A 10,712-nucleotide genomic window follows, 5' to 3' on the forward strand; every position below is an offset into this window, starting at 1 on the left:
GCTCGTGCAGGGCGGCGAGGGCGGCGCCGCCGAGCAGGTTCCGCCCGGCCAGCCGGTCCAGGGCGTGCAGGGCGTGCGCCGCCGGACGCGCGGTGCGGATCAGGTCGACGGGGTCGAGCAGTCCTGCCGCGGCCATGCCCTCGGCCCACACGCCGGCGTGGTCGTCGAGCTCCTCCTCGGCGAGGCGCTGCCGGGGCGGGGCGGTGTTGCCGGCGCGCCGGCCGCCCGTGCGCCAGGGGGCGTTGAGGGTGCTGAGCCGGAAGGCGAGCCGCTGGGCGTCGTCCGCCGCCTCGTGGCGGGCCAGTTCCTCGCTCGCCTTCGGCATGAACGGCGAGGCGGCGTGGGCCTGCGCGAGGGCCTTCAGGTCGTGGACGTACGGCTCGGACAGCAGATCGCGCAGGCTGCTCGTGCCGCGCGTGGTGGCCAGCAGGGCGGGCAGCCGGGCGGGGTCCTCGTACGGCTCGCACCGCTCCCGCAGCGCGCGCAGCGCCCCGCCCGAACCGTCGTCCGCGGCGAGGGCGCCGGCGACGTCGGAGACGACGGCCCGGCTCAGGCACCTCCGGACGCCGGGGTCGTCGAGGAGGGCGCGCACCGCCTCCGGGCCGGTGCGCTCCCAGACCCGGACCAGGGCGTGACTCTGGGCGACTCCCCGGGCGCCGCCGATCAGGGCGCGGGCGGCGAGCTGCGGATCGCCGGATCCGAGCAGCGGGGCGAGCCAGGTGTGCGGCACGTCGGCGCCGCGGTCGGCCAGTTCGGCGTACAGCGCCTCGTCCATGGGGATCCGGTCGAGGCGGTGCACGAGGGTGCGGCGCAGGGACTGCGTGGCGCGCGGGTTGCGGTAGACGGCGGCCCCGACCTGCGGGTCCCCCGTCTCCAACAGCCGGGCCAGGACCCGGCTGTCGAGGCGGGTGTGGCGGGCGAGGGCGGTCCGGGTGCGGGGGTCGCCGTGCTCGGTGACCGCGGAGGTGACGGCCGGGCCGGGGAGGGAGCCGGTGGCGAGCAGTCCGTCGAGGGTGCGGTCCGGCAGGACGGCCAGGGCGGCGGCCGCGTCCTTCGGCCGCGCGTGCTCCAGGAGCAGGGCCAGGGTGGCGTGGACGCTGCGGGGCGCGGGCGGGCGCAGCCCACCGGGGGATGCGGGCGGTGCGGGGTGTGCAGGCGGTGGTACGTCGGCCAACAGCTCGGGCAGCGTGCCGCGGTGGGTCGCGAGGGCGTCGTGGAGGCCGAGCCACCGCTCGGCGTCCCCGCCGAGGTGCTCCCGTTCCAGCGCCTCGAGGTGCTGCGCCGTCTCCGCATCGGGCCCTGCGGCGGCGGCGACGGCGCCGGCCACCGTCCGGGCGGGCCGTCCTTCCGTCACGGCCCGCAGGCAGGCTCCGGCCGGCGCCGCGGCCGGGGCCTCCCGGGGCAGATCGAGGAGCGAGCGCAGCGTGCGCGCGGCCGAACTGTCGTGCGAGGTACTCATGAAGGCCATGCTAGGAAAGGGGTCTGACAACCCCTCGGCCCCGGCCCTCAGGCACCCCTCGGGACCTTCGGGCACCCCTCGCGACCCTCAGTCGCCGGTCGTGCCGTCGAGCATCTCGCGCAGGATGTCCAGGTGGCCGTTGTGGCGGGCTGTCTCCTCGGTGAGGTGGAGGAGGATCCAGCGCAGGTCGACGTGGAGGCCGCTGCGGACGGCTCGCCGGGCCTGCTCGTCCAGGGCGTGCGCCGCGACCAGTTCGCGGTGGCGGGCACTCTGTTCGGCGTATTCGTCGAGCAACTGCGGGAGCGGGAAGTCGACGGCGATGCGCATCTCGCGGTCGGGGTCCTCCTCCGTCCAGGGGCCCTGGTCCTCCTCGCCGAGGAAGACCACCCGGAACCAGTAGTACTCGACCCAGCGGAGGTGGTTGATCAGTCCGCTCACGGTCATCAGAGGTGAGCCCGGAAGGAGCGCCTTGCGGGCGTTCTCCGCGGATATGCCCTCGCACTTGGCGCGGGCGGTGCCGCGGGCGTAGTCGAGGAACGTGGTGAGCTGGGTGCGCTCGTCCCACGCGGGCGGCGTGTCGTCGATTCTTGTCATCGCACGAAGCGTCCCCGATCACTGCGGCCGGTGTCGAGGCCTTTTGCCGAGGGCCCCGTCCCGCTCCACCCGGTGGTCCCCGCCGGGAGGGAGTCGGCGAGGTAGGCGTCGAGGTCCGGGGCCGGGGCGTCGAGGAGGTGGCGGACCCAGGCGTTGCGTTCGTGGTCGAGGGGCGGCAGTTCCCAGACGCAGCCGATCAGTGACCGGTCCAGGCGGACGAAGTGCGTCGGGTCGCGGTCCGGGCAGCCGAGCACCGGCTGCCCGGCCGCCCCGCCCGCGAAGTGCAGCGCGTTGTCCCAGACCCAGCTGTACACGTTCAGGTAAACCCCGTCGTCCCCTCCCCTGTGGAGGACGAGGAAGCCGCCCGGCGGTGTTCCGTCCGGTTCCGGGAGGGTGCGCAGGAGCTCGGGCAGGAAGCGGTACGCCGCCTCCTCCACCTCCGGTTCGATCCCGGCCGGGTCGGCGGTGACGTGGTAGCGCTTGAGCCGGCGGCCCGCGAGCTCGATCGGCGGCCGGGTGGTGAGGAGTTTCTCCGCGAAAGTCATGGGTGGACCGTAGGAGTACTCCACTGACATCGTGTGGCAGTGAAGTCCACCCGGCTCGTGATGATCCTGCTCCTGCTCCAGACCCGGGAGCGGATGACCGCCGCCGAGCTCGCGCGGGAGCTGGAGGTGTCCGTGCGTACGGTCTACCGGGACGTGGAGGCGCTGGCCGCGGCCGGTGTGCCGTTGTACGGGGACGCGGGCCACCGGGGCGGGTACCGGCTGCTCGGCGGGTACCGGACGCGGCTCACCGGGCTCAGCAGCGGCGAAGCCGAGGCGCTGCTGCTGTCCGGTGTCCCCGGCCCGGCCGCCGAACTCGGCCTCGGCCGGGCCCTGGCGGCGGCGCAGCTCAAGCTGCGGGCGGCGCTCCCGCCCGAGTTGCGGGAGCAGGCCGACCGGATGCGGGCGCGCTTCCACCTCGACGCGCCCGGCTGGTACGCGCGCAGCACGCAGGTGCCGTTCCTTGCGCGGGTCGCGGACGCGGTGTGGCGGGGCCGGGTGCTGGAGGTGCGCTACCGCCGCTGGAAGGAGCCGACCGACGTCGACCGCCGACTGCGGCCGTACGGGCTGGTGCTCAAGGCGGGCCGCTGGTACGTGGTCGCCGCCCCGGCGGACGGGCCGGAGCCGGAGCCCGTGCCGCGTACGTACCGGGTGGACCAGATCATGGAGCTGGCCGTCACCGGCGAGGAGTGCGCGCCGCCGCCGGGCTTCGACCTCGCCGCGCACTGGGAGCGGGCCCAGGAGGACTTCCGGGACCGGCTGTACCGGGGGCGGGCGGAGGTACGCCTCTCCCCGCGCGGGCTGGGCCGCCTGAACGCCGACGACGCGGCGGCCGCGGCGGCGGGCGGTGTCCCGGACCCGGAGCTGGCAGGCTGGACCCGCGCCGTGCTGCCCGTGGAATCCCTGGACCGTGCCGAGGCGGCGTACCTCGCGCTGGGCGCCGACATCGAGGTCCTCGGCCCGCCGGAGCTGCGGGCCCGGATCGCCGCCACCGCCGCGGCAGTGGCCGAACGGCACCGGGCGTGACCGGATCCTGCGGTCATTCAACCGACCGGCGTACAGGGGGCGTTGACGGTGGGTACGGTGGCGGCGACGTACGGGACGCGGCGCTCGGGCGCCGGGTCCTGCCGTGCGCCGTGCGTGTTCGAGTCGGGCCGAGGGGATGCCGCGTGATCGAGCTGTCGACCGTCATCAAGGACCTGCGGGAAGAGCTGGAGCAGTCCATCGCCGAAGCGCAGGGCAAGAACCTGCAGTTCGAGCTGGGGGCGATCGAGCTGGAGGTGTCGCTCGCGCTGGAGAAGAACGCCGGAGGGAAGGGGAAGGTGCGGTTCTGGGTCGTGGACCTCGGTGTCGACGGGTCCGTACGGAGCAACGCGGTCCAGCGGGTGAAGCTGTCCCTCCAGCCCACGGTCGAGGTGGCCGGCGTCCGGACCAGCGCCTTCGTGTCCGGCCGGGCCGGCTCGATTGAGCAGTAGCCGAGCGGTCGCCCCGTCGGCGGGGCTGGACGAGCGGCGGGCCGTGCAGATCGTCACCGTGTGCCGGGACGGCAGCGGCAAGCGGGGCTCCGGCTACCGGGTCGGGCCAGGGCACGTACTGACCGCGGCCCATGTCGTCGACGACGTCCGGGGCGCCCGAGACGCCCGGGGCGCCCGGGATATCCGGGTCCGCTTCGTGGACGGCCGGGGCGGGATCACCGACGTCGACGCCGAAACGGTGTTCCTGCACGGCCGGCTCGACATCGCGGTGCTCGCGCTGCGTCCCGACGCGGGCGGGGCCGACGGGCCGCCGCCACCGCCGGCGGAGGGCGCGGTCCGGTACGGGCGGCTCGGCCGCTCGGCGCCGTGCGAGGCGGTGGGCTTCCCGCGGTTCAAGCTGCGCCACGAGGTGGGGCCGGACGGAGCGGAGTTCGAGTACCGGGACACCCGGCACGCCCACGGCCACGCCGCCGCCCTGTCGGGGCGGCGCGAGGGCACCTTGGAGCTGATCGTCGACCCGCCCGGGGCCGATACCGGGGGCGACCCCGGTTCCGGTTCCGTGTCGCCGTGGGAGGGGATGTCGGGGGCCGCGGTGTGGAGCGGCGGCTGCCTGATCGGCATCGTCAGCGAGCACCGGCCCACCGACGGTGCGGGGACCCTGACCGCCAGCCGAGTGGACCGCTGGTACGACGTCCTCACCGACCGCGACCACACCGCCCTGCACGAGCTGATCGGGCTGCCTCCCGGACCGGCCGGGCTCACGCCTGCGGACGCACACGCCCAGCAGGTCCACGACTACCTGAGCGCGGCCCTCGCCTCGACCCGGGAACACCCTTACGTCGGCGGCGCCGTCGGGGCCGGTGCGCCGCCGCTGGCCGAGATCCACCTGGGCCAGCGGGCCCGCCTGCACGCCCTCGGCCTCGCCGCCGGCCGGGTCGCGGCCCGGGAACTGACCGCCGAGGAGGCCGTGCAGTGGATCGGCACCCAGGAGGCGGGGGTCTCGGTCCTGACGGCGGGGCCGGGTGGTGGCAAGACCACCTTCCTGCGCATGGCGCTGGCCGCGGCCGCCCGCCGCCGCCTGACCGCAGGGGAGCCGGCCGCCGGCACCGGCACGGCACCGGACCCGGGCGCGCGGGTGTTGCCCGTGCTGCTGCGGGCCACCGACCTGCTGTCGGAGGAGCCGTTGCCGCAGGTCCTCTCCCGTGCGGTCACCCGGGACCTGAGCCGGTTCGGGCTGCTCGAAGGGCCTGGCGCCGAGGTGTTCCGGGAGGAGGCGGAGCCGGGAGTGCCCTGGCTGGTGATGGTGGACGGGCTGGACGAGATCCTGCTGCCGGAGTCCCGGCGCGAGGCGTTGCAGACCCTGGCCGGGTTCGTCGGTCGCGCCGGGCCCGGGACCACCGCCGTCCCCGCCCCCGGCGGCAGTCCGTTCCGCTTCGTGGTCGCGACCCGGCCGCTGCCCGATTCCGAGCTCGGCATCCTGGGCGAGGACACGCCGGTGCTGGAGCTGCGCCCGTTCGACCGGCCGGAGTTGCGCTCCCTCGCCGTGAAGTGGTTCCGCGCCGCCGGTCATGCCGCGCCCGAGCAGGCGGCGGACCGGTTCGCGCAGACGACCGCCGCCCCGCCGGCGACGGGGCTCGGCACGGTCCCGCTGATGGCGGCCATCCGGTGCGCCCTCGGTTCCGCCGCGCCGGGCGAACCGCTGCCCGTGCACCGCGGCGACCTGTACCGGCGTTTCGTCGACGCCCTCGCCGACCGGCACCACGCCGCCGGGATGTCCGGCATCCACCAGCAGACCCGCCAGGCCCTGGAACGCTACGGCCCCACCGTGCTCGGCCGGGCGCAGGCCACGGTCGACCGGTTCTTCGCCCTCGTCTCCCTTCTGGCCGCACGGCAGGTGGGGCACCCCCGGCAGACCCGGCCCCACGCCCACGCGGAGTTCGACGTCCTCGAAGGGCTGCTCGGCTTCCCGGAGGCCGCGCGGCCCGAACCCGTACCGGAGGAGACCTGGCGCCGGTTCCTGGCGGATCTCCTGCGGCACAGCGGGCTGTTCACCCAGGACGAGTCCGGTTTCTTGTTCCTCCACCGGACGCTCGCCGACTACTTCGCGGCGCAGGCCCTCGCCGGCGATCCCGCGCGGCTGCGCAGGGAGCTGCGGCGGTTCCTCGGGACCCGCGGCCCCGAGCGGCCCGGCCGTCGGCGCGCCCGGCTGGACCTGCGGACGGCGCAGCTGTCGTACGTCGGCTTCCTGCTGGACGCGGCCCCGGACGATCCGGCCGGCCCCGGACCCCGCTGCCTGCACCGGCTGGCCGGCGGCTCCGACGCGGGCCTGCCGGACCTGGAGTTCATCGCCGCGCAGGTCAGGCTGGGGACGCGGGTGCCGCCGGAGGTCGCCACGAGGACGGCCTCGGCGCTGGCCGCGCTGGCCACCCGGCGCAGCCTCTTCCGCGACGAGCTGCGCGCCGCCGTGGCCCTGGCCGACCTCGACGAGGAGCGGGCCCGGGCCCTCCTGGTCCGGATCGCCCAGGACGAGAACGCCGGGGGCGTCGTACCGCCGGTCGTCGCCCGGTCCCCCGTGAACGTGGCGGGCCTGCGGATGCTGCGCCTGTACAACGGCGTCGCCCGAATCCAGGCCGCACTCCGGCTCGCCGAGGGCGGCGACGAGCGCGGCACCAAACTGCTGCTGGAACTGGCCCATTCCGACGCCGTGGACCCGCTGGCCCGTGCCCACGCAGCCGGCGCCCTGGCGCAGCTCGACCATGCCGGGGCCGGTGAACTGCTGTTGTCCCTCGCGAAGGACACCGGCTTCGACGGCAGCGGGCGGGCGCTGGCCGCCCGTCTGATGGGGATCCGACTCGGCGACCGGCGCGCGCACCGGATCCTCGCGGACATGGCCCGCGACCCCCGGCTCGATCCCATCTCCCGGGTCAATGCCGCCCATTCGCTGGCCCGGCTGGGCGACTCGCGGGCCAAGCCGGTCCTGACGGAGCTGGCACGACCGGTCAGGGGCCCCGCCTCGACCCCGCGCGAGCTGCTCGTCCGTTCCTTCGTACGGGTCAAGGCGGCCCGGCTCCTCGCCGAGCTCGGCGACCCGCGCGCGACGGACCTGCTGCAGAAGCTGGCCCACGACGAGAGCCTGCTGTCCTTCTACCGCCGGCGGGCGAAGGCCGTCCTGGTCATGGTCCACCGGGGGGTCATCCGCTCCGGGTACGAGAGCGGGTCCGAGGAGGACCTGCTGAGGCTGGACGCGGACATCCGGGAGCGGACGTACGGCCGGTTCGCGCGGTTGCTGATGGCATGCGTGACCCTGCAGCAGCGCCTCCAACTCCCCTTCCTGCTGCGTCGGCTGGAGCGCCGAGGCGGAGAGCACCCGCAGCTGCGGCGCCTCCCCGGACAGCGCCGGTCGGTCCTCGGGCGGAGCCGCTCTCGCCCGCGCGGGGGAGGCTGATCGCTCCTGCGGGGGAGGCCGGCCGTGCCGGCGCTGCCGAGCATGGAGTCCATGACCGTTGATGCGTACGCCCTCGCCGGCCGGATCCGCCGCCGTCTGCTCAGGCCGGCCCGGCCGGCGCCCGCCGGGCCCCTCGTCCGGCTCGCCGCGGCGGTGACCGTGGCGGCCATGCTCGTGTATGCCGTATCAAAGGTGTACATGGCGCTGCGCGGGGAGGTCGGCATGCCCGGCAGTCCCGCCCCCACGTCGGTGCAGGCCCGGTTCGCGCACCCTGCGGCGGCGCAGGCGGCCAATGCGCTGCTCGGTGCGGCCGCGGGGGCCGCGGCCTGGGCGACGGTCTCGCGCCGGGGAGCGCGCCTGCCGCGGTGGACGGTGCTCTGTGCGGCGGTCCCGGCCTGCGCGATGGCGGCGCTGGGCGCTGCCGTGACCCTTGTGGGCCCGCAGTCCGGGCTCGGGCGGTCCGGCTGGGGCGTGGTGATCGACGCGGTGTGGGGCGGGGTCCAGGTCGCGGCGTGGCTCGTGCTGGTCGTCTCGTACGCGGTGCGCACCGGCCGGCGGCCCGCGGGCGGGTCGGCGCGGCCGACGGGGTGGGCGGCCGCTGCGGCCTGGGGGGCTTTCGCCTGCGCGCTGGCCTACGGGGCGATGAAGTTCGCCTGGGCGCTCGGCAGTTCGTTCCTGATGCGGCAGACCCCGCTCCCCCGCGCCGCTCTGGACGAGCTGCTGGAGGGCTCTTCGGGGGCGGTCACGGGGCACTGGGTGTCGGTGGCGCCGGCCGTGGTGGGCATGGCGGCCGCGCTCCACCTGTCGGACCGGTTCGGGCCGCACGGCAGGTTCCGTCGCGGTCTGCTGCTGGTGGGCAGCTGGACGGTGTGCGTGTTCATGCTGGCGCGGGCGGTCGGGGTGCTGGGGTACGGGTTCGCCGGCGACCTGCGGGTGCTGTACGACCCGGCCGGCGTCCCGGCGGAGTTCGCGGACCTGGCGTCCTACCAGGCCCGTTGGGATCTCGCGCTGTGGGCGCCGTACTGGATGCTGTCCGGCGTCTGCTGGGGCGTCGCGGCCTTCTGCTACCGGCGCCGGGCTCCTGGTGCTCCGGCTCGGGACCGGTCGGCGCCGCTGATCCGCTCCAGGTCGGTGATCAGCGAGTCCAGCCAGGACGCGGCCGCGTAGTACAGCCGCGTGGCGCCGTCCGGTTCCGCTTCGGAGCCGTCGAACGCCGGATCGCGCAGCGGTACGGGCGCCGGCGGGGTGTCGCCACCGGGGTCGAGGGCGGCCGACACCAGCAGCATCCGGGCCGCGACCCGGTCCCCGAGGCGCGTCACCTCCGCGGCGGCCTCCCGCCGCAGCGGCGGCACCACGACGGGCGCGGCCGGGCCGCTCGCCGGCGGGGGCGGCGCCAGCAGCCGGTCCGAGCCCCACAGGGTGTGGTGGCCGGCCATCATCACGGCCTGCCAGTCCGGTTCCGGTCTGTCGGCCCCGGAGGCGCCGTGGGCCCCGAGCGGCGGGTCCTGGCGCCCGACCGGCTCTGTCTGGAACTGTGCGTACGCCGACTCCGCGAGGATCAGCGTGCGCCGCAGCGAGCGGTTCCCCGGTACGTAGGGCAGCGGTTCGCGCACCCCGCCCGCGGCGATCGACGCGGTCGTGGCGACGACGATCTCCGCCGCGCCGCGCATGAGGACCGCCGCCGAGTGCCTCAGCTCGTCGCGGCCGCCCCGCGGCCACGCCAGCAGACCGAAGACGGCGCCGATCGCGCTGCCGATCAGCACGTCCAGCAGCCGGATCTCCGCCAGCCGCCAGGTCGCGGCCGCGAGCTGGGCGAACACCAGGGCCACGGTCAGCGTGAACATGGCCTGCGCCCATCCGACGCCCTTGACCGGCCCGACGGTGAACGTCAGCAGCATCACCGGCAACAGGGCGGCCGCGTACACCTTCGTGTCGGTGTTCACCAGGGTGAGCATCCCGGCGGTGACCAGCGCGCCGACCAGGGTGCCGGTCAGGGCCACCCGGATCGTCGACCGGGTCGCGCGCACCGTCGTCCGCGTCAGCGTGAGCGTGGCGAGCATCGCCCAGAACCCGTGCGGGAGGGTGTCGAGGCCGGCGACCGTACGGGCCGCGGCCAGGGCGAGGGCGAGGCGTACGGCGTTCTGGAAGAACACCGACCGCCGGCCGGCGTGCCCCGACAGCCGGATCCACCACAGCTGCGGGGCGCGCATCCCGGCGTACCAGAACCGGTTCACGGGCGCGTCCGCCGCGGCGGCCCGGCCCCGTACGGCGATGTCGGCGGCGGTCGACACGGCGAGCGCGGCGTCGGCGACCTCCAGGACGGCGGCGTGCCGGCGCAGCACGGCGACGGGTCCGGCGGGGTCGTAGCGGGTCGCCGCGAGGACGGCGCGGGCCTTGGCCAGGCCGGCGTGGGCGTCCGTGGCGGGCGTCGCCCCGCGCAGGTGTGCGGCCGTCTCGGCCGCCGTGCGCTCGACCGCGCGCAGCACGCCGAGGGCGGCCGCCGGGTCGCTCCCCGCGGGCGCGGGGGGCAGCAGGGCGAGGCGGCTGAGGAGCGTACGGGTGGCGAGGGCGGCATGGGTCAGGGCCCGCTCCCGTACACCCGGACCGGCGGGGCGCTCGGCCTCCGGCACCTGCATCGGGCGCAGGCTCGTGGCGGCGCCCTGCGCTGCGCGCCCCGTCGGACCGGTCAGCCGGTACGGGGCCGTGCCGAGCTCCCGGGCGCAGTCCCGCGCGGTGTCGAGGGCGCGTGCGGCGCGTTCGCGGTACGGGAGGGCGGGCGGATCCCGGAAGAGGAACGCCTCGGCCAGGACGAGCAGCAGGATGCCGACCGTGGTGCCGACGAGCCGTTCGGTGAGGGAGCCGGGGTCGTAGGGCGGGAAGGACGGCATGATGTAGAGCAGTTGGAGTCCGGGCGCGGCGCCGGCGGGGCGCGGGCCGCCGACGGCGAGGAAGGCGAGGCAGAAGCCGATGACGAGCATGCCGAGGACGGCGCTCCAGGTCCGTACCGCCAGGTAGGTGCCGACGGTGACCAGCAGCCAGCTCGCCGGCAGCAGCCGGATCACGACGGCGGCGCGCTGCTGCCCGGTGCCGGGGATGCGGGAGAGCCCGGCCAGGGAGACGGCCGCGAACAGGGCGTAGGTGGCGGCGGTGGTCTGCCCGAAGCCGTAGAGGAACAGGTAGAACGAGGCCCCGGCGGC

At 76.0% G+C, this 10,712-nt stretch carries 8 protein-coding genes; 4 read left to right on the top strand and 4 right to left on the bottom strand.

The annotated features are described in order from the left end of the window. From AB0F11_RS35935 to AB0F11_RS35945, 3 genes are all read right to left on the bottom strand, one after another. A partial coding sequence (locus AB0F11_RS35935; protein WP_362183377.1) for a hypothetical protein occupies positions 1-1,459 on the bottom strand: 1,459 nt, incomplete at its 3' end. An 87-nt stretch (positions 1,460-1,546) separates the two neighbouring features. Beyond that, positions 1,547-2,053 carry a DinB family protein gene (locus AB0F11_RS35940; RefSeq protein ID WP_362183380.1) on the bottom strand — a complete coding sequence of 169 codons (507 nt, stop codon included), beginning with the start codon at positions 2,051-2,053 and terminating at the stop codon, positions 1,547-1,549. Continuing rightward, the gene (locus tag AB0F11_RS35945; RefSeq protein WP_362183383.1) at positions 2,050-2,598 is read right to left on the bottom strand and encodes a hypothetical protein; all 549 of its coding nucleotides are present in this window, start codon (positions 2,596-2,598) and stop codon (positions 2,050-2,052) included. Before AB0F11_RS35945 ends, AB0F11_RS35940 begins: the two co-directional genes overlap by 4 nt. A gap of 39 nt (positions 2,599-2,637) precedes the next feature. On the opposite strand from AB0F11_RS35945, the gene AB0F11_RS35950 reads away from it, so the two are divergent. From AB0F11_RS35950 to AB0F11_RS35965, 4 genes are all read left to right on the top strand, one after another. Next, a complete protein-coding gene (locus AB0F11_RS35950) occupies positions 2,638-3,621 on the top strand; it encodes a WYL domain-containing protein (RefSeq protein WP_362183386.1) in 984 nt (327 codons plus the stop codon). A 143-nt stretch (positions 3,622-3,764) separates the two neighbouring features. Further along, positions 3,765-4,070 (top strand): trypco2 family protein, encoded by a 306-nt coding sequence (locus AB0F11_RS35955; RefSeq protein ID WP_362183389.1) that lies wholly within the window; start codon positions 3,765-3,767, stop codon positions 4,068-4,070. Then, a complete protein-coding gene (locus AB0F11_RS35960; RefSeq protein ID WP_362183392.1) occupies positions 4,060-7,515 on the top strand; it encodes a trypsin-like peptidase domain-containing protein in 3,456 nt (1,151 codons plus the stop codon). Before AB0F11_RS35955 ends, AB0F11_RS35960 begins: the two co-directional genes overlap by 11 nt. Before the next feature lie 51 nt (positions 7,516-7,566). Further along, on the top strand, positions 7,567-8,682 hold the full coding sequence (locus tag AB0F11_RS35965; RefSeq protein ID WP_362183395.1) for a hypothetical protein: 1,116 nt from the start codon (positions 7,567-7,569) through the stop codon (positions 8,680-8,682). Here the strand turns inward: AB0F11_RS35965 and AB0F11_RS35970 are convergent. Then, on the bottom strand, positions 8,580-10,712 hold a 2,133-nt coding region (locus AB0F11_RS35970), incomplete at its 5' end, for an FUSC family protein (protein WP_362183397.1). The two genes, AB0F11_RS35965 and AB0F11_RS35970, sit on opposite strands and share 103 nt — an antisense overlap.

Source organism: Streptomyces sp. NPDC032472 (genome assembly GCF_040636955.1).
GTDB lineage: Bacteria > Actinomycetota > Actinomycetes > Streptomycetales > Streptomycetaceae > Streptomyces.

Bases quoted from the DNA above. Each gene is read 5' to 3' on its own strand.
- AB0F11_RS35965 (WP_362183395.1), top strand. From the start codon at position 7,567: ATGACCGTTGATGCGTACGCCCTCGCCGGCCGGATCCGCCGCCGTCTG.
- AB0F11_RS35940 (WP_362183380.1), bottom strand. From the start codon at position 2,053: ATGACAAGAATCGACGACACGCCGCCCGCGTGGGACGAGCGCACCCAG.
- AB0F11_RS35945 (WP_362183383.1), bottom strand. From the start codon at position 2,598: ATGACTTTCGCGGAGAAACTCCTCACCACCCGGCCGCCGATCGAGCTC.